We start from the raw sequence: 18799 nt of genomic DNA, 5'->3' as shown, positions 1-18799 counted from the left end.
GCCGGAGTGGCCGGCGACCAGAGCGGCAAGCCGATCGACCGGGTGATCGTCGTCACCCGCAAGACCGAGCTCGAGGAACTGACGACGCGCTTCAACACGCAGGGTCAGGCGCGTTTCTATCTCAGGCAAGCGGGCATGAATTTCGACCCGGTCAAGGCGGCGCATGATGTCTATCATCAGGCGCTTGACCGCGTCATGGGTTCGCTTCCGCAGGGTCTCAAGCAGTTGCGGCTCGACCGGGAACTGGTGCCGCAGTTCGAGTTCGGCTCCGACGTTGTCATCGCGCTCGGCCAGGACGGTCTGGTTTCCAACACGGCCAAATATCTGCCGTACCAGCCGCTGATCGGCATCAATCCGAATCCGGCGCTTTTCGACGGCGTGCTGCTGCCGTGGAATGCCGACGATACCGAAAAAGTGCTCGATTTGGCGATCTCCGGCAAGGCCAGGCGACAGGCGGTGGTGATGGCCGAGGCGCGTTCCAATGACGGCCGCCGGCTGATCGCCTTCAACGACCTGTTCGTCGGCGCCTCAACCCATGTCTCGGCACGCTATGAGCTGACCTATGGCGACAAGAGCGAACGCCAGTCGTCGAGCGGCATCATCGTCTCGACCGGCGCCGGTTCCACCGGCTGGCTGCGCTCGGTGATGGCAGGTGCAGCCGGACTGGCTGCGGCCTATGGCGACAATTCGGTGCCGACAGTGCCGCCGCAGGGCTACGACCGTGAAGGTGAGCAACTGTTCTTCTCGGTGCGCGAGCCGTTTCCAAGCAACACGACGGGCGTGTCGTTGGTGCATGGGGTCATTACCCGAGGCCGGCCGCTGGTCGTGTCTTCGCGGCAGAGCAGGGGTGGCGTCATCTTCAGCGACGGGATGGAGGCCGATTTCGTTGAGTTCAATTCCGGCACCGATGTCACGATCGCGATTGCCGATCAGAAGGCCTATCTGGTGGTGCCGTGAGAGCCGCGCCGCGACAAGCTGAAGTCAATGTCATTTGGATGGTGAAGCATTGCCCGACTGTGAAATAAGTTTCGACCTGTCACGGATCGATTTCCGTGCGACCTCCGACCTGTTGATGGCGAGCTATTGGGGTGCCGGACGCAGCGATGCGTTTCATCGCCGAGCCTTCGCCAACTCGTTCTGCGCCGCCGCTTACATCGCCGGCAAACAGATCGGTTTCGGCAGGGCAATCACCGATCGCACGGTTTTCGCCTATCTTGCCGACATCATCGTCTGGCCGCAGCATCGCGGGCAGGGCGTCGGGGTGCGGCTGGTGCGGGCACTCATCGAGCATCCTGAACTCAGCACCGTCTCGCACTGGAGCCTGTCGACCAGCGACGCGCATGGGGTCTATGAAAAGCTGGGCTTCAAGGCGTCGACGGATGGTCGATACATGCGCCTCGATCGCGTTGCGTCCGCCGGGTGAGCAAGGCGCGACGACAATAGGTCTAAGTCGCGACTGTTGCAAAATCGCCTCATCGGCTGGGCCAGAACTGCTTTTGGCCAAGGCTTGCCTTGGCGAGCGGGCGAAGCATCCCTATAACGACGTCTCCGCGATTCCCTTTAGGGAGGACCGAATGCCAGGATTTGACATCGTTATGCGAGGCCGCGAGGCCTAGGTCTGCGCCGGTGTTCCGAAATATCGGAACCACTCCGGACGCAGAAAAGGCAATTACCGCTGCCGGTCGCCGCCCTTTGGGCGGGCAACCAACCATAGCCGAACCTCCGCATTCACGGGCAAATCGAGCCCGGCGCGGTTTTTCAATTTTCGACCTTACTGGGATCGGGCTCGTTTGCGCCCGAATGACATCATGGCTCGTTTCAAGATCGATGTGCGCGCGAGCGCCTTCCGCAGTGTTCTTGGTTTCACGCTCATCCATTGGCGGCGCCAGCCCTGGCGGCTTTCGCTGATCATGGCTGGTTTCCTGCTTTCGACGCTGGCCGACGTGCTCACGCCGCTCTACTCCGGCCGGCTGGTCGATGCCGTCGCCAGCAGCGCCGGGGCGGACGCGATCGCCTGGAATGCCGCGATGACGGCATTTCTGATTCTGATGGCGCTGGCGTTCACCGGCGTCGTTCTGCGCAACCTTGCCTTCATGGGCATCGTCGAGCTGACGCTGAAGATGATGGCCGACATCGCGGCGGACGCCTTCCACCGTGTGCAGCGCTTTTCCACCGACTGGCATGCCAACTCGTTTGCCGGCTCGACCGTGCGCAAGGTGACTCGCGGCATGTGGGCACTAGACCTGCTCAACGACACAATCCTGATCGCGCTGCTGCCGTCGCTGGTCATGCTGGTCGGCTCAACGCTGCTGCTCGGCTGGTTCTGGCCGCTGATGGGCGCGGTGGTCGCGGCTGGCTCCGTGCTGTTCATCATGGTGACGGCGATGCTGTCGCTTGGCTATGTCGCGCCGGCGGCAAGGCTCGCCAACACCTGGGACACGCGCCTCGGCGGCTCGCTGGCCGACGCGGTGAGCTGCAACGCCGTGGTCAAGGGTTTTGGCGCCGAGGAGCGCGAGGAGCGCCGCCTCGCCAAGGTGGTTGCCAAATGGCGTGCGCGCACGCGGCGCACCTGGGTGCGTGGCACCATCAACGGCACCACGCAAGGGGCGCTGTTGCTGGTCATGCGGGCCGCGGTGATCGGCCTGGCGCTGCTGCTGTGGTCGTGGGGACAGGCGAGCGCCGGGGATGTCGCCTTCGTGCTCACCTCGTTCTTCGTGCTGCAAGGCTATTTGCGCGATATCGGTACGCATATCCGCAATTTGCAGCGCTCGATCAACGACATGGAGGAACTGGTCGATTTCCAGTCCGAACCGCTCGGCATCGAGGATCGGCCTGGTGCTGGCCGGATTGCCATTACGCGCGGCCACATCGCCTTCGACAGGGTGACTTTTCACTATGGCAACCACAGGTCGCCGCTCTACCGCGACTTTTCGGTCGACATCGCGCCCGGTGAACGTGTCGGGCTCGTCGGTCACTCGGGTTCGGGCAAGACGACTTTCGTCAAGCTGATCCAGCGGCTCTATGACGTGAATGCCGGAAAGATCGTGATCGACGGCCAGGATATCTCGCAGGTCGCCCAGGCGTCGCTGCGCGGCCAGATCGCCATCGTCCAGCAGGAACCGATCCTGTTCCATCGGTCGCTGGCCGAAAACATCGCCTATAGCAGGCCAGGCGCGACGCAGGAGGAGATCGAGCATGCCGCCAGACTGGCGAGCGCGCACGAGTTCATCGCCAATCTGCCGAAGGGTTATGGCACGCTGGTCGGTGAGCGTGGCGTAAAATTGTCGGGCGGCGAGCGGCAGCGCGTGGCGATCGCGCGCGCTTTCCTCGCCGATGCGCGCATCCTGATCCTGGACGAGGCGACGTCGAGCCTCGATTCGGAATCCGAGGTGCTGATCCAGCAGGCGATGGAACGGCTGATGGTCGGCCGCACCACACTGGTCATCGCGCACAGGCTTTCGACGGTGAGGGCACTCGACAGGCTGCTGGTGTTCGATCGCGGCAATATCGTCGAGGAGGGTTCGCATGACGAGTTGATCCGGCTGAATGGCGGCATCTACCGCCGCCTGTTCGAACGCCAGGCACTCGAACTGACCAAGGGTCTCGTCATCTGACCTCGGATGGCCTCCGGGTTCGACCGGAGGCCGCCTCCATCAAGCGCTGTCGGTCGAGCGGGTTGATAAGGGCCGCTATCACATGGCAGAGCCGATCTGTCGCGACCGTATCGGCAGGACCAGCCGCGCCCGAGCCGCCCGAGCAAACCCGCGACGCCGGCGGTATCCCAATTCTTTGCCCTATCCGAAGGTTCGACACGCTTTGTTCATGATGCCGGCCGAGATACATTGTTTCAACTATTGGTTGCTATATGTTTGTTGAAAACAACCAAAGAGCGATCCATGCATTTCCTGGGATCCTGTCAGCCCAGGATTTCGCGTTTGCAGCAGCGGACCTCCATAGGCTTCAGGATGCAACTTGTTTCCAGGATTACCGGTGTGGAGAAGGTGTTCGCACCGGCTGTATTGGATTCTCGGCACGGCTCGGTTCGACCGCTCGCGGCGGAAGATCTCGAGCGCGTCGCAGCACTCTTTCTGACGAGGTTTCGCCGCCGGCGACGCCACCTGCTCGATCGCGCGATCGTGGAGACGGCCGAGTACATGAGGAAAATCTATCTGGATCCTGGCGGCCAGCCCGGTACGAGCAACGCTCTGGTCCAGATCAATCGGCAAGGCGATCTGGGTGGCTTCCTCGGCGTCCTGAATGCCCGCTACGAGCTTGACGGCGCGACATTGAGTGCAGCGATCATCGGTCCGCTGATGGCCGACACCGGTACGGATCACGGTTCGGCCGGACCGCAATTGCTGCGCGCTGTGCACCAACATGGATTCGACCTGCACCTGACCGATTCGGCCAACCGGGTATCCCTGGCCTTCGCGCGCCCGATGAAGTATCAGCTCCTGCCGGCGCATTGTCTGGGATGGACCCGCATCTTCCGCCCGGCCGCAGTGGTTTCCGCCGCGTTGCGCGGCAAATGGCCGGGCCTGTCTCGTTTCGTATTCGATCCTTGCGCCAAGGCATTCGACCCCTTTACGAGAAAGAGGTTCGAGCCACCCGTCCAGCATTCCTCGCCACACCGGGTCCATCGCGCGTCGATGGACGCCGGGCAATTCGCAGAGCAGCTGCCGACCCTGGTGTCGGACTACTCGCTTCGGCCGCGTTGGCAGGACGGCGAACTGTCGCGGTTGATCGCGCTGGCGGTCGAGAAGCGTGCCGATGGTCCCCTTCATTTCAGGGGGACTTACGATGAAGCCGGAAAAATGCTCGGTTGCTACGCCTTCTACGGTCAAGTCGGCGGTATTGCGAACCTGCTGCAGATCCAGTCTTCCGGATCGCATTGGGGCGTGACGCTGGACGCCCTGATGGCGGATGCGTGGACGATGGGCTGCGCAGGCGTCATCGGGCAGACGCAGAGCAGATTCATGCCGCAACTCTTCAGCTACAAGAATGTCTTCTTCCGATACGCCGGGGGGACGATGGTGCGCTCGCGCATCCCCGAGGTCACGGAGGCGGTTCGCTCAGGCGACATCTTTATCGGCGGGCTGATGGGCGACCGCTGGACCCGTCTTAGTTCCGACGACTTCGGCCGCTGATCGCCCGCAACGGTCTCTTGTTCGGCTCTCACTGCTGGCGGCCGGCCGCGGCCCTTGCGCCGCTCAGACCTGCCCCGGTCTTTTCATTCCAGCCGCCATGTTCTATGTCTGCGGCAAGGCGCGGGGGCGCATCTTGTCAACCGCAAAGGCATCCGGTACGCCCCGCTCATGACAGTTACTGTTCGTTTTGCTCCCTCACCAACCGGCCGCATCCATATCGGCAATGCGCGCACCGCCCTGTTCAACTGGCTGTTTGCTCTCAACAACAAGGGCCGCTTCATCCAGCGCTTCGACGATACCGACGTCGCTCGCTCGAAGCAGGAATTCGCCGACGCCATCCTTTACGACCTGCACTGGCTGGGCATTTTCCCCGATGTCACCGAATATCAGTCGCGACGCTTCGAAATCTACGACGCGGCGGTCGAGCGGCTGAAGGCGGCGGGCGTTCTCTATGCCTGCTATGAAACGCCGGAAGAACTCGATCTAAGGCGAAAAGTGCGCCGTACGCGCGGCTTGCCGCCGGTCTATGGCCGCGAGGCATTGGCGTTGACGACCGAGCAGGTGGCCGAATATCAGGCCGACGGTCGCCGGCCGCACTGGCGCTTCCTCTTGCCCAATTTCTCCGGCGATCCACAACAACCGGAGCGCACCGAGATCCACTGGAACGATCTGGTGCGTGGCGAGGAGACAGTGGATCTGGCTTCGCTGTCCGATCCGGTCCTGGTGCGCGAGGACGGCACCTATCTCTACACGCTGCCTTCCGTCGTCGACGACATCGACATGGGTGTCAGCCACGTCATCCGCGGCGACGACCACGTCACCAACACCGGTGTGCAGATCGCGCTGTTCAAGGCGCTTGGCGCCGAGCCGCCGATCTTCGGCCACCACAACCTTCTGACCACCGTTTCGGGCGAGGGGCTGTCGAAGCGCACCGGCGCGCTCTCCATCGAGAGCCTGCGCGAGGACGGCATCGAGCCGATGGCCGTTGCTTCGCTGGCCGTGCTGGTCGGTACATCGGAAAATGTCGCGGCCACGCATGACCTGACCGAACTCGCCGGCCATTTCGACCCGGCGGCGACCTCGAAATCGTCCTCCAAATTCGATCCAGCAGAGTTGTTCGTGCTCAACCGGGTGCTGCTGCACCGCATGCCCTTCGACGAGGCGCGGGACCGCTTGATGGTGCTGGGAATTTCGGGCGATCAGGCCGAGCCGTTCTGGCTGGCGGTGCGCGGCAATCTCGACCGGCTGGCCGACGCGGTTGCCTGGTGGCGCGTCCTGCGCGAAGGGCCGCAGGAGAAACCGGAATTTTCAGACGACGACCGCGATTTTCTGCATCAGGCACTCGATCTCCTGCCCGAGGAGCCGTGGAACGGAACGGTCTGGAAGGACTGGACCGGCAAGGTCAGGGAAGCGAGCGGCCGCAAGGGCAAGGCGCTGTTCATGCCGCTCAGGCTTGCCCTTACTGGACTGCCTTCGGGGCCGGAGCTTGCAGATTTATTGCCGCTGATGGGTCGGGAAGGAACGTTGGCCCGACGACCCTGACCTTGCGCTGTTCAGGAGGCACGGCCGAAATGGGCGATGTCACCGGCTTGGCCGAAAGGCGCTTGATTGCTTCGCGGTCGAGCCCGCCTTCCATGTTGGCCAGGGTCTCCGGGTCGGCAGCCGGATCAGGCTTGGAGACCGGTACCGGGACAAACGGCGCCGCATCGGGCTCGGGCTGGGACTGTTGCTGGCTCGGCGGGTTGCCGCCGATGATCTGGAAATTCTGCGCGGCATTGCAGCCACAAGCCGGCGGCCGCGACATGTTGGGCTGTTTGTAGAGATAGGCGGTCGGCAATTCGCCGTAGGGCCTGCCGGTGACCGACGACGTCATCGATGCCGAATCGTCGTCCATGCCGCGCGAATAAAAGACCTGCATTTCGGTGCCGGGGCAGGCCGATTCGCAATTCTTCTGGTCACGCTCGAAGTCGCCTGCCGAGGCGGCGTTCGACATGGGGAAGAAATAGCCGTCGCAGGTGCGCACGCAACTGGTGTGGAACTCACCGCCGGTGCTCGGAAAGTCCGGAATGCCGGGCTGGTTCAGAACGCGGCGGACATTGCGCTCCTCGCCGGGATCGTCCGGCTGGTCCAGCGTATCGACATGCCTGTCGTCGTCGCCAAAAAGCTGTCTGAAGAGGTCCGCGCTGCCGCCGTCCTCGCGACTGGCTTCTTCACGATCGGCTTGCCTGGGAGGTACGCGGCGAGGTGCTATCGCATCGTCGCGACAGTCATTGGCATCGAGCGCGGCCAGGATACGGCTGCGGTCGCGGCGTGAGCCGCCGCCGGCGAGTTGGGCACGCTTGGCCTGCAGGCTGTCGAGATTGGCGTTCATCCGGTCGATAGTGGCGTTCAGGCCGGCACACTGGTTGATGTTGCGCGAAAACAGCGAGAACCCACACCCGGCGCTGTCCGCCTGACCGCGAGCCTTTGAAATCTGTTCGCGCTGTCTTTCGATCGCGGCATCGTATTTGCGGACCAGCGCCGGGCCGCCGCCGCCGCGTGAGGCCGCGGCAAGGTCGGCTTCCAGTTGTCGGCAGACGCGCGAAGCGGCCTGCGGCTCGCCAACCGCCGCGCCGGACAACAAAAGGCCAAGCAGCACGGCAGCATGCGCCTGCTTCAAACCTCCGCTTGCCATCCGCCTCGATCCCGCTTGCCTGTGGTCGCCAACGCTACCCCGTTCGCGGTTAATCGTCTATTTCGCAAGTCGCCTTGTTCCCGGCCGAGAAACGGCAACCATCGCGTCTCGTCATCTCCCCAGAACTGAATCGGGCGGCCATCAAAACTTGTAGTTCATCCCGATCCTGACGGTGCTGAATGAGTTGTCGAAGGTGGTGGCGGAGTTGGGCCCGTAGGTGATCGTCTGGTCCCGCAGATCGACATACCGATATTCGGCATTGGCCGACCAATGATCGGTGATCGCCTGTTCCAGCCCCGCGCCAATGGTCCAGCCAAATTTGGTGTTCTTTTCGGAATAGCTGTTGGCGGGTCCGTCGAGATATTGATTCTCGACGCCTCCGAAGGCGAGGCCGCCGGTCCCGTAGATAAGGGTGCGGTCGAACGCGTAGCCCGCCCTGGCACGGATCGTTCCGAACCAATCCACCTTGGTGTCGTAGACGTCGCCGCCACCGGCATTGACCTCGTCGGAATGTCCCTTGATGTCGGCACCGGAAATATCTGCTTCGATCCCCAGAACCGCGGCGTTGACCTGGTAATTGTAGCCGATCTGAACACCGCCCAGGAACCCGTCGGTGTCGTAATCCTGCGTGCCCCGGATCGTCGGCGTGTTTGGCAGATTGTAGGTGGCATCGGTGTTGCCAAAGCCGTAGCCGAAATGACCGCCGACATAGATGCCGGACCAGTCATGCACGGCCGGCTCCGACCCGACGGCGTCGGCGGCTAACGCCTCTCCGCCAATCACAGTCAGCATTGCCGAAGCGAGCAACAAGGCTCTCATGATATTCTCACGGCCTAACAGACTGCCAGACCATATCAAATCGGCCCATTCCGAGAAATCCGCATTCCGTCAATGCCGAATTTCGCGGTTAACAGTTGTTGGCTCGCAACACTCGATCCGGCCACGCGTCGCCGCTGCGGGCGGATCAATTGGGCCGCGAGACCCAACCGGCCCGGCAATCAGTCTAGATTGACGACCGCCTGGGCCTTGTGCGCGGCTTCGACCACCGCCAGCGCGGTCATGTTGACGACGCCGCGCGAGGTAACCGAAGGCGTCAATATGTGTGCCGGCTTGTCGGTGCCGAGAAGGATCGGACCGACATGCAGAGCATCCATCATCGCGCGCAGCGCCGTCAGCGTGATGTTGGCTGAATCGAGGTTCGGGAACACCAGGAGATTGGCTTCGCCCTTGAGCCGCGAATGCGGATAGACGCGCTGGCGCAGATGCTCCGACAGCGCGGAATCGGCGTGCATTTCGCCGTCGCATTGCAGTTCCGGCGCGATGCGCGCCAGGATCGCGGCGGCCTGACGCATCTTCAGCGCGCTCGGTGAATCGCGCGAGCCGAAATCCGAATGCGACAGCAGTGCCGCCTTGGGCTCGATGCCGAAGCGCTGGATTTCCTCGGCCGCCAGCACGGTCATCTCGGCGATCTCGTCGGCGGTCGGGTCGACGGAGACGTGGGTGTCGGTGAGAAAGATGATACCGCGCTGCGAGATCAGCATGGAAAGCGTCGACAGGTCCCGGTCCTTGATGCCGGTGCGTGGCCCGATTATCAGCGTCACATTGCGCAGATGCCGCTCGAAACGACCTTCGAGGCCGCAGACCATGGCGTCGGCGTCGCCGCGCTTGAGCGCCAGGGCCGCGATCACCGTGTTGTCGGTGCGCACCATGGTGCGCGCCGCCTCCGTCGTCACGCCGCGGCGGCCGGCGAGTTCGATCAGGAGATCGACATAGTGGCGGTAGCGCGGATCGTCCTCGGGGTTGATCAGGCCGAAATCGACGCCGGGCCTGATGCGCAGGCCGTAGCGCTTCAGCCTGACTTCGATGACATGCGGACGGCCGATCAGGATCGGCTCGGCGATGCCTTCCTCGAGCACCACTTGCGCGGCGCGCAACACGCGCTCGTCCTCGCCGTCGGCGTAGATGACGCGCTTGGCGCTCGACGCCTTGGCGGACGAGAACACCGGCTTCATCACCAGGCCGGAGCGGAAGACGAAGCGGTTGAGCTTGTCGATATAGGCGGCGAAGTCGGCGATCGGCCGCGTCGCCACGCCGGTGTCGCAGGCCGCCTTGGCCACCGCCGGCGCAATGCGCAGGATGAGCCTGGGATCGAAGGGCGAGGGGATCAGGAATTCGGGGCCGAAGACCGGTGTCTCGCCGGAATAGGCGCGAGCGGCGACGTCGGAGGGTTCTTCGCGGGCAAGGGCGGCGATCGCCCGCACCGCCGCCATCTTCATCTCTTCATTGATGGCACTTGCGCCGCAGTCAAGCGCACCCCTGAAGATATAGGGGAAACAAAGCACGTTGTTGACTTGATTGGGGAAATCGGACCGGCCCGTGCAGATCATGGCGTCGGGACGCGCCGCGCGCGCCACCTCGGGCATTATTTCCGGATTGGGATTGGCCAGCGCCAGGATCAGCGGTTTCGGCGCCATATGCTGCAGCAGTTCAGGTTTCAGCACGCCGGCGGCCGAGAGGCCGAGGAATACATCGGCACCGGATATGACGTCAGCCAGCGTGCGCGCCTCGGTGTCCTTGACGTAAGGGTCCTTCCAGCGGTCCATCTCGTCGACACGGCCCTTGTAGGCGACGCCGAAACGGTCGGTGACCCAGATGTTCTCGACGCGCACCCCGAGTGAAACGAGCAGATTGAGACAGGCGAGGGCGGCGGCACCCGCGCCCGACGTGACGACCTTGATGTCCGAAATGGTCTTGCCGGCGAATTCCAGCCCGTTGAGCACGGCGGCCGCGACGATGATGGCGGTGCCGTGCTGGTCGTCGTGGAACACGGGTATGCCCATGCGGGCCTTGAGGCGTTCCTCGACCTCGAAACACTCCGGCGCCTTGATGTCCTCGAGATTGATGCCGCCAAAGGTCGGTTCCAGCGCGGCAACCGTTTCGACCATGCGCTCGATTTCGGGGGCGTCGATCTCGATGTCGAAGACGTCGATGCCGGCGAACTTCTTGAACAGGACCGCCTTGCCTTCCATCACCGGCTTGGAGGCGAGTGGGCCGATATTGCCGAGGCCGAGTACGGCCGAGCCGTTCGACACGACGCCGACCAGATTGGCGCGCGCGGTGTAATCGGCCGCGGTCGCCGGATCGTCGCGGATCTCCAGGCAAGGAGCGGCCACGCCGGGCGAATAGGCGAGCGCCAGATCGCGCTGGTTGCCGAGCGGCTTGGTTGCCTGGATCTCGAGCTTTCCCGGCGTCGGGTGCTTGTGGAAGTAGAGGGCGGCTTCATCGAGATCCGAACGCGCCGTTTTCTTGTTCTCGCCTTCCATGCGGCCGCTCCTCGTAACCTGCTTCGGAGTCCTTTTAGCATGAGGCCAAGGTTTTTCGCGACGCTAATTGACGCGTCGGCAGCTTTAAATGCCGGCGCGTAAAAATTCCATATTTATCAGATGGTTACGGCTGTTTCATGCAAAGCCGGGTTGCGCTGCTTCGCGGGCGTCGTGGTTAAAAGGCGCTGACGTAGAGACCTCCATCCACGGGGATGTTCTGGCCGGTAAGATAGCCGGCGTGGACGGAGCACAGGAAGGCGCAGATCTGGCCGAATTCCTCCGGCGTGCCAAGCCGCTTTGCCGGCACGTCGGCACTGATGCGGGTCTTGCGCGCTGCCGCGGCCTTGGGATCCTCCGATGTGCCGGCCTCGTGAGGACCGCGCAACCGGTCGGTGTCGAGCTTGCCCGGCAGCAGGCTGTTGATGGTCACGTTGCGCTCGATGACCGTGCGCGCCACACCGGCAAGGAACGATGTCAGGCCGGCGCGCGCGCCCGACGACAGATCGAGGCCGGGGATGGGAACATAGACCGACAGCGAGGTGATGTTGACGATGCGGCCGAAGCCGCGCGCCGCCATGCCGTCGATGACCGCCTGCACCAGTTCGATCGGCGTCACCATGTTCTGGGTCACGCCTTCGAGTATCTTGCCGCGATCGAGTTCGCGGAAATCGCGTAGCGGCGGGCCGCCATTGTTGTTGACCAGGATGTCCGGCTCGGGGAAGGCGGCGAGCAGGGCTTTCTGCACCTCGGGTTTGGAAACGTCGCCAACCAGCTCTTTTACCGTCACGCCATGGCGTTGGCGAATTTCCGCCGCGGTTCTCGCGACGAGTTCGGCATTGCGCCCATTGACGACGATGTCGCAGCCGGCCTCCGCCAGCGCCATGGCGCAGCCGCGCCCGAGTCCCTTGCTCGAGGCGCAGACGATGGCCTTCTTTCCCCTGATGCCGAGATCCATGACGATTTCTCCTGTGATTTGGCCGGCAGGCTAGCGCCAGCGCTGGACCAATCGCAACCGTCATACGGTTGTTGCATGAATCGGGGCATAGGCTGCTCGAAAGCAAGGGTGAATCCGCGATGTCAGGCCAAGAGCCCCGCACTTTCCGCAGCATGTTCATTTCCGACGTCCATCTCGGCTCGAAGGCGGCGAAGGCCGATTTCCTGATCGATTTCCTGCGCTACCACGACGCCGACATCATCTACCTGGTCGGCGATATCGTCGACGGCTGGCGCCTGAGGCGCAGCTGGCACTGGCCGCAAAGCCACAATGACGTCGTGCAGAAATTATTGCGCAAGGCGCGCAAGGGCGCTTCGATCACCTATATCGCCGGCAATCACGACGAATTCGCCCGCCAGTTCCAGGGCGTGCACTTCGGCGGCATCGTCGTCGCCGACCGCGCCATCCACGAGACCGCCGATGGCCGACGGCTGCTGGTCATCCACGGCGACCAGTTCGATACCGTCGTCCACAACCAGCGCTGGCTCGCCTATCTCGGCGACCATGCCTATGACGCCGCCATGCAGGTCAATCGGGTGATCACGCGGCTGCGCCAGCTGCTTGGCCTGCCTTACTGGTCGTTTTCGTCCTGGGCCAAGGTCAAGGTCAAGAAGGCGGTAAACTTCATCGGCTCGTTCCAGACGGTGCTCAGCGAAGAGGCGCGACGCTCGCATGTCGACGGCGTCATCTGCGGGCACATCCACCACGCGGCCATCGAAAGCTATGGCGACGTGCAGTACATCAACACCGGCGACTGGGTAGAGAGCTGTACCGCGGTGGTCGAGCATTTCGACGGGCGCATGGAAATCCTGACCTGGGCGCATGTCCTGCCCGAAGTGCATGACGAGCCCTTCATTCCCATGCTCATCGAGGACAGGGTCGTGCAAGCCGCCTGAGGCAAGGCCGACCATCTTGCTTTCTCGGGTTAAATCGAGTGGTCCAGCCGGTTTCGCTTGGTTTTCCGTCATGTTAAGGGATCGGTCCACGTCGCTGGCCAGTCGAGCGCGGCGTGATTGGATCGATTCATGTCGCTGCCGCCGCTTTCGCCAGAACAACTCGTCAAGCCGCGCCATTTCGAACTGCGCATGAGCCTGATCTTCGCGACATTGTTTGTCTCGCAAGGGACGCATCTGCCCTATTTTCCGCTCTGGCTGCAGGCGAAAGGCTTCGGCGCCGAACAGATCGCCGTCATCCTTGCCGCGCCGATGTTCCTGCGCGTGCTGACGACGCCGATGCTGACGGCGCTTGCCGACCGGGCGAAGGACCGCGCCGACGTCTACATCGCGCTGGTCGCGGCGACGATGGTTATTTCGGCCGGCTATTTCCTGCCGGCGACCTACGTGACCGTGCTGGCCGTGTCGCTGCTTTTGACGATCGTCTGGACACCGCACTCGCCAATGGCCGATTCGCTTGCATTGTCCGGCGTGCGCCGCTTCGGCTCGAACTACACCGCGATGCGCAAATGGGGCTCGATCTCCTATCTCTGCGCCAATGTGGTGGGCGGCTTCATCCTGACGGCGGCAGGAGCCAAGGCCGTGCCGGTGATCATATTCATCGCACTTGCCGCAGCCCTTGTCGCTGCCTTGTTCGCACCGCGCATGGGCCGGCCACGCAAGGCCTCGCCACTGTCAGCCGCCGAAATCCAGCACGCGGCGCCGAGCCTGTTCAACGCCTATTTTCTCTATTTCACCTTTGGCGTCGGCATCATTACCGCCAGCCACGCCTTCCTCTACGGTTTCGTTTCCATCTACTGGAAATCGATCGGCATCAGCGATTCCGTCGTTGGCCTGCTGTGGGCCTGGGGCGTCGTGTCCGAAGTCTGCATGTTTCTGTTTTTCAATCGCATTTTCGCATCCGTGTCGGTTGTCCGGGTGATGGTGATCGCCGGCATCGGCTCGATCGTGCGTTGGATCGCCTTTCCGCTGGTCTGGCCGCTCGGGCTTGGCGTCGGCGGCTTTTTCGCCGTGCAGTCGCTGCACTCGGTGTCCGTCGCGATGGTGCTGATCGGCCTGCAGAAAATGATCGGTGAAACCGTTTCCGAAGAGCGCACCGGTGCGGCGCAAGGCATCGCTTATTTCTTCAACGGGTTTTTCATGGCCGCCGTCACCCTTGCCTCCGGCCCGCTCTACGACCGGCTCGGCGTCGATGGTTTCTGGGTAATGATCCCCATTGCGATCGTCGGGCTGGTGCTGATCGGGTTGGCGGCGCGATCAGCCCCAAAGCGCGCGGTCCGGGGGTGAGACGAGCGAACCCTGGTAAACGAGGCCCGGTACACGATCGCGGGCAAGCAGCAGCGGACCGTCGAGATCGACGAAATCGGCCCCTTGCGCCAGAAGCACCGCCGGCGCCATGGCGAGCGACGTGCCGACCATGCAACCGACCATGACGCCGAAACCCAACTCCCGGGCGCGGTCGCGCAAGGTGAGCGCCGCCGTCAGCCCGCCCGATTTGTCAAGCTTGATGTTGACGGCGTCGTAAAGGCCGACAAGCGCTTCGAGGTTTTTTGCCTCGTGCACGCTTTCGTCGGCACAGAGCGGCACCGGGTGGGCAATGTGGCGAAGGATACCGTCCCGGCCCGCCGGCAGCGGCTGCTCGATCAGCGCGATGTCCTGTTCGGCGGCAAAGGCGAGATTCGCGACAATGTTGTCATCGGTCCAGCCCTCATTGGCATCGAGGATCAATCGGCTCTCGGGCGCAGCCTGCCTTACCGCCCGGATGCAGGCGATATCGTTTTCGCCGCCGATCTTGACCTTCAGCAGCGGCCGGTCGGCATTGGCGCGGGCCTGCTTCGCCATTGCCTCGGGCTCGGCGAGTGACAGCGTGTAGGCGGTTTCGAGCCGATGTAGCGAGGCCGGCGAGATCAGGTCCGCCACCGGATTGCCGTTGATCTTGGCCTCAAGGTCCCACAGGGCGCAGTCTATGGCGTTGCGTGCCGCCCCGGCGGGCATTGCATCCAGCAAGGCGATGCGGCCGATGCCGCCGGCGATCCTATCGCGCATCGCCTCGATCGCCCCGCGCACGCCATCCATGGTCTCGCCATAGCGCTTGTAGGGAACGCATTCGCCGCGCCCGACATGGCCGTTTTCGCTGATCGTGCACGTGATCACTTCGGCTTCGGTCTTGGAGCCGCGCGAAATGGTGAAGATGCCGGCGATCGGAAAACGCTCGGCCTCGACCGAAATGACACGCGCCATATTTTTCTGCTCCGGCTGTGCGAGAAGGGTTGTCGGCAAATCGACAAGGTCGGACCCATCAGGCTAAACAGGACGCCATGTTGACCATCGGCAAACGCGACGCAAGCGGCACGACCGCCTCGGGGGCTGACCACGACCCGCGCGTGGCGGTCGCGGAGGAGGGCGGCGTGCTCGTCTGCGCGTTCTCCGGCGTCTGGACGACGCGGACCGTGGCGTCGATTGACGCCGATATGCGCAAGATCGAGAAACGAAGCGGGTTCAAGAGCTTGACGCTCGATCTTTCGAAAATCGAGAAGATCGACACCGCCGGCGCCTGGCTGATCGACCGGCTGGTCAGCGTGTTCGAGAAGAAGAATGTCGAGGTCGCGCTGCAGGGCCAGAGCGAGATCGCTTCCATCCTGCTCGAGGCGGTCAGCGAGGCCGTCAGGCGTGAGCCCGAATCCGGTCCGCAACGGCCTCCCAACATCGTCATCCGCATGCTGGAGGCGGTCGGCCGGCGCGTCTACGAGATGCGCGACGATTTCCTCGCCTCGATGAACATATTGGGCGCCACCATTCGCGGCGCGCAAATGAAGCTCGGCCGCGGTCATGCGGTCAATCCCGCGGCGATCTTCAACCAGATCGATCGCATGGGGGTGGGCGCCATCCCCGTCGTGGTGCTGATGTCGGCGATCGTCGGCGCCATCGTCGCCCAGCAGGGCGCTTACCAGCTCAGTTATTTCGGCGCCGATATCTTCGTCGTCGATCTCGTCGGCGTGCTGATCCTGCGCGAACTCGGCGTGCTGATGACGGCAATCATGATCGCCGGCCGCTCCGGCAGCGCGATCACCGCCGAGATCGGCTCGATGAAGATGCGCGAAGAGGTCGACGCGCTGAAGGTCATCGGCCTCAATCCGATCGGCGTCCTGGTGTTTCCGCGCCTTGTGGCGCTGGTGATCGCCTTGCCGTGCCTGACGATCATCGCCAATTTTGCCGCGCTCGGCGGCGGTATCGTCGCCGCCTGGCTATACTCCGACATTCCGCCGGCCGCGTTCATCGACCGGCTGCGCGTCGCCATCGATCTCAGCACCATTTTCGCCGGGCTGATCAAGGCGCCGTTCATGGCCATGATCATCGGCACCATCGCCTCGGTCGAAGGCATGAAAGTCGGCGGCAGCGCCGAATCGCTCGGCCAGCACGTCACCGCCTCGGTCGTGAAGTCGATCTTTGTCGTCATCATCCTCGATGGGCTTTTCGCCATGTTTTACGCAGCGATCGAGTTTTGACCGGATGACGAAAGGCAATGGGATCAAGCTGGAGCATGAGGATGAGAGCGAGATCGTGCTGTCGGTGCACGACGTCACCGTTGCCATTGGCGACAAGCTGATCCTCGACAAGCTGTCGCTCGACATCAAACGCGGCGAAATCCTTGGTTTTGTCGGTGCTTCGGGTGCTGGCAAGTCGGTCCTGCTGCGAACCATTCTCGGATTGATGCCCAAGCAGTCGGGAACGATCAAGCTTTTCGACGTCGATGTCGACAAGGCAAGCGATATCGAGCGGCTGCGCATCGACATGCGTCTTGGCGTGTTGTTCCAGCACGGTGCGCTGTTTTCGGCGCTGACCGTCATGGAGAACGTGCAGGTGCCGATGCGCGAATATCTCGACCTACCGAGGAAACTGATGGACGAGCTGGCGCTGCTCAAGATCGAGCTGGTCGGACTGCCGCGGGATGCGGCGCAGAAATTCCCCTCGGAGCTCTCCGGCGGTATGATCAAGCGTGCGGCGCTTGCCAGGGCGCTGGCGCTCGATCCCGACATCGTCTTTCTCGACGAGCCGACGTCGGGCCTCGATCCAATCAGCGCGGCCGAGTTCGACGAGCTCGTCGTCAAGCTGCGCGACACCATGGATCTGACGGTCTACATGGTGACCCACGATCTCGATACGCTGTTTACCGCCTGCGACCACGTGGCGGTGCTCGGGAAGAAAAAGGTGCTGGTCGAAGGCACCATCGACGACATGCTGAAGAGCGAGGAACCGTGGGTAAAGTCCTATTTCCGCGGAAAACGCGCCCGGCAGCTTGATCTTGCGGCGCGCGCATAGCCATAAGTGAAGCAATGGAAACCAGAGCCAACTACGTCATTGTCGGCATTTTCACGCTGGTTGCGATCCTGGCGGCGTTCGGTTTCGTCTATTGGACGGCCGCAATCGGCGACAGGGGCGAGACGACGCTGTTGCGCGTGCGCATTCCCGGCTCGGCCTCGGGTCTCGGCCGCGGCAGTTTCGTGCTGTTCAACGGCGTCAAGGTCGGCGACGTCAAACGCGTCTATATCGACGTCGACAATCCGACTGTCGCCATCGCCGACACCGAGATCGACCGGATGACGCCGATCACCAAGTCGACACAGGCCGACATCGGCCTTGCCGGCCTGACCGGGCAGGCCAATATCGAGCTCAAGGGCGCCGATCCCAAGGAAGTGAAGCTGCTCGACCAGGCCGAGAAGGAAGGCAAGGTCGCGGAGATCGTCGCCAACCCTTCGGCCGTGACCAATCTGCTGCAGACTGCGCAGAACATCTTCACCCGCGCCGACAAGGTGCTGACGGAGCTGGAAGGCTTCACCAAGGACGTCCGCGGCCCGCTGACGCAGACGGTGCAGAACGTGCAGACGTTCTCCGATGCGCTGGCGAAGAATTCCGACGGCATCGACAAATTCCTGTCCGCCGTCAGCGCGCTGTCGGACGAACTCAAGGGCGTTTCCGGCAAGCTCGACGGCACGTTGAAGGCGGCGGAAGGCCTGCTCAATGCCGTCGACAAGGACAAGATCAAGAGCATCGTTGCCAATGTCGATGCGGTGACGGGGAATCTCAAGCAAACCTCGCAGCAACTGGATGGCGTGATCAAGAACGTCGATACGGCGGTGGGCTCGGTCAACGATTTCGCCAAGCAGACGCAAGGTACGCTGGCCAAGGTCGACGGTGTGCTCGACGGCATCGACCCGGCGCAGGTGCGCGAAGCGCTGGCCAATATCAAGAAGGCCAGCGACAGCGCCGACAAGGCCGCCGCCGACATAGCCGAGGTGACCGGCAAGATCGCCAACCGGGCCGACGACATCGACCAGACAATCAAGGATGCCAAGCAATTGGCGCAGCGGCTCAACGACGCCTCGGTGCGGGTCGACGGCATCCTCGCCAAGGTCGACAAGCTGCTCGGCTCGGGACAGGCCGATGGCGTGATGGCCGACGCCAGGGATACGCTCAAATCCTTCAAGCAGGTCGCCGATACGCTGAATGCGCGCCTGGGGGTCATCACCGACAATCTGGCGCGCTTCTCGGGCCAGGGTTTGCAGAATGTCGAGGCGCTCGTCCAGGACAGCCGCCGCTCGATCAACCGCATCGAAGAGGCGGTGACGGATCTCAGCCGCAATCCGCAGCGCATCCTTTCGGGTGGCGACGGCGAGGTTCGGCAATTCGACGGCAGGGCGCGGCGTTGA

Annotated in this window: 15 protein-coding genes; 10 read left to right on the top strand and 5 right to left on the bottom strand. The window is 63.0% G+C overall.

The annotated features are described in order from the left end of the window. Positions 1-6 precede the first annotated feature (6 nt). From FJ967_RS17055 to gltX, 5 genes are all read left to right on the top strand, one after another. Complete coding sequence (locus tag FJ967_RS17055; protein WP_210243580.1) at positions 7-957, top strand: NAD(+)/NADH kinase; 951 nt, start codon at positions 7-9, stop codon at positions 955-957. A gap of 49 nt (positions 958-1006) precedes the next feature. Continuing rightward, positions 1007-1423, top strand: coding sequence for a GNAT family N-acetyltransferase (locus FJ967_RS17050; protein ID WP_140732986.1), 417 nt, complete (start codon positions 1007-1009; stop codon positions 1421-1423). Positions 1424-1808: 385 nt separating this feature from the next. Further along, positions 1809-3614, top strand: a complete 1806-nt coding sequence (locus FJ967_RS17045) for an ABC transporter ATP-binding protein (RefSeq protein WP_140732985.1) — start codon at positions 1809-1811, stop codon at positions 3612-3614. A 351-nt stretch (positions 3615-3965) separates the two neighbouring features. Beyond that, positions 3966-5147 (top strand): hypothetical protein, encoded by a 1182-nt coding sequence (locus FJ967_RS17040; protein WP_140732984.1) that lies wholly within the window; start codon positions 3966-3968, stop codon positions 5145-5147. A 168-nt stretch (positions 5148-5315) separates the two neighbouring features. Then, positions 5316-6689 carry a glutamate--tRNA ligase gene (gene gltX, locus FJ967_RS17035; RefSeq protein ID WP_140732983.1) on the top strand — a complete coding sequence of 458 codons (1374 nt, stop codon included), beginning with the start codon at positions 5316-5318 and terminating at the stop codon, positions 6687-6689. On the opposite strand, the gene FJ967_RS17030 is transcribed toward gltX, so the two are convergent. The 4 genes from FJ967_RS17030 to FJ967_RS17015 form a co-directional block, all read right to left on the bottom strand. Further along, complete coding sequence (locus tag FJ967_RS17030) at positions 6607-7821, bottom strand: DUF2865 domain-containing protein (RefSeq protein ID WP_140732982.1); 1215 nt, start codon at positions 7819-7821, stop codon at positions 6607-6609. The two genes, gltX and FJ967_RS17030, sit on opposite strands and share 83 nt — an antisense overlap. Before the next feature lie 141 nt (positions 7822-7962). After that, entirely contained in the window at positions 7963-8640 is a 678-nt protein-coding gene (locus FJ967_RS17025; RefSeq protein WP_140732981.1) for an outer membrane protein, read from the bottom strand. A 179-nt stretch (positions 8641-8819) separates the two neighbouring features. Further along, a complete protein-coding gene (locus FJ967_RS17020) occupies positions 8820-11144 on the bottom strand; it encodes an NADP-dependent malic enzyme (protein WP_140732980.1) in 2325 nt (774 codons plus the stop codon). A 175-nt stretch (positions 11145-11319) separates the two neighbouring features. Further along, on the bottom strand, positions 11320-12099 hold the full coding sequence (locus FJ967_RS17015) for an SDR family oxidoreductase (RefSeq protein WP_140732979.1): 780 nt from the start codon (positions 12097-12099) through the stop codon (positions 11320-11322). Positions 12100-12218: 119 nt separating this feature from the next. Between FJ967_RS17015 and FJ967_RS17010 the strand changes: the two genes are divergently transcribed. Together FJ967_RS17010 and FJ967_RS17005 are read left to right on the top strand one after the other, a co-directional pair. After that, positions 12219-13034 (top strand): UDP-2,3-diacylglucosamine diphosphatase, encoded by an 816-nt coding sequence (locus tag FJ967_RS17010; RefSeq protein ID WP_140732978.1) that lies wholly within the window; start codon positions 12219-12221, stop codon positions 13032-13034. A 129-nt stretch (positions 13035-13163) separates the two neighbouring features. Continuing rightward, entirely contained in the window at positions 13164-14378 is a 1215-nt protein-coding gene (locus FJ967_RS17005) for an MFS transporter (protein WP_140732977.1), read from the top strand. Here the strand turns inward: FJ967_RS17005 and dgcA are convergent. Further along, positions 14349-15332, bottom strand: coding sequence for an N-acetyl-D-Glu racemase DgcA (dgcA, locus tag FJ967_RS17000; protein ID WP_140732976.1), 984 nt, complete (start codon positions 15330-15332; stop codon positions 14349-14351). The two genes, FJ967_RS17005 and dgcA, sit on opposite strands and share 30 nt — an antisense overlap. 77 nt (positions 15333-15409) lie before the next feature. Here dgcA and FJ967_RS16995 point away from each other — a divergent pair, with 77 nt between their 5' ends. Genes FJ967_RS16995 through FJ967_RS16985 form a run of 3 tightly spaced genes read left to right on the top strand, consistent with a single transcriptional unit; the run spans position 15410 to position 18799 of the window. Then, complete coding sequence (locus FJ967_RS16995; RefSeq protein WP_140732975.1) at positions 15410-16597, top strand: ABC transporter permease; 1188 nt, start codon at positions 15410-15412, stop codon at positions 16595-16597. 4 nt (positions 16598-16601) lie between these two features. Further along, complete coding sequence (locus FJ967_RS16990; RefSeq protein ID WP_140732974.1) at positions 16602-17411, top strand: ABC transporter ATP-binding protein; 810 nt, start codon at positions 16602-16604, stop codon at positions 17409-17411. A gap of 14 nt (positions 17412-17425) precedes the next feature. Next, a complete protein-coding gene (locus FJ967_RS16985; RefSeq protein ID WP_140732973.1) occupies positions 17426-18799 on the top strand; it encodes an MlaD family protein in 1374 nt (457 codons plus the stop codon).

It is taken from the genome of Mesorhizobium sp. B2-3-4 (assembly GCF_006442315.1).
Taxonomy (GTDB): domain Bacteria; phylum Pseudomonadota; class Alphaproteobacteria; order Rhizobiales; family Rhizobiaceae; genus Mesorhizobium.
Note: the sequence above shows the minus strand (reverse complement) of the source record. Positions and strands in the feature narration are given on the sequence as shown.

Excerpts from the sequence above, each read along its gene's own strand:
- FJ967_RS17045 (WP_140732985.1), top strand. The coding sequence starts at position 1,809 with ATGGCTCGTTTCAAGATCGATGTGCGCGCGAGCGCCTTCCGCAGTGTT.
- FJ967_RS17040 (WP_140732984.1), top strand. The coding sequence starts at position 3,966 with ATGCAACTTGTTTCCAGGATTACCGGTGTGGAGAAGGTGTTCGCACCG.
- gltX (WP_140732983.1), top strand. The coding sequence starts at position 5,316 with ATGACAGTTACTGTTCGTTTTGCTCCCTCACCAACCGGCCGCATCCAT.
- FJ967_RS17030 (WP_140732982.1), bottom strand. The coding sequence starts at position 7,821 with ATGGCAAGCGGAGGTTTGAAGCAGGCGCATGCTGCCGTGCTGCTTGGC.
- FJ967_RS17025 (WP_140732981.1), bottom strand. The coding sequence starts at position 8,640 with ATGAGAGCCTTGTTGCTCGCTTCGGCAATGCTGACTGTGATTGGCGGA.
- FJ967_RS17020 (WP_140732980.1), bottom strand. The coding sequence starts at position 11,144 with ATGGAAGGCGAGAACAAGAAAACGGCGCGTTCGGATCTCGATGAAGCC.
- FJ967_RS17015 (WP_140732979.1), bottom strand. The coding sequence starts at position 12,099 with ATGGATCTCGGCATCAGGGGAAAGAAGGCCATCGTCTGCGCCTCGAGC.
- FJ967_RS17010 (WP_140732978.1), top strand. The coding sequence starts at position 12,219 with ATGTCAGGCCAAGAGCCCCGCACTTTCCGCAGCATGTTCATTTCCGAC.
- FJ967_RS17005 (WP_140732977.1), top strand. The coding sequence starts at position 13,164 with ATGTCGCTGCCGCCGCTTTCGCCAGAACAACTCGTCAAGCCGCGCCAT.
- dgcA (WP_140732976.1), bottom strand. The coding sequence starts at position 15,332 with ATGGCGCGTGTCATTTCGGTCGAGGCCGAGCGTTTTCCGATCGCCGGC.
- FJ967_RS16995 (WP_140732975.1), top strand. The coding sequence starts at position 15,410 with ATGTTGACCATCGGCAAACGCGACGCAAGCGGCACGACCGCCTCGGGG.
- FJ967_RS16990 (WP_140732974.1), top strand. The coding sequence starts at position 16,602 with ATGACGAAAGGCAATGGGATCAAGCTGGAGCATGAGGATGAGAGCGAG.
- FJ967_RS16985 (WP_140732973.1), top strand. The coding sequence starts at position 17,426 with ATGGAAACCAGAGCCAACTACGTCATTGTCGGCATTTTCACGCTGGTT.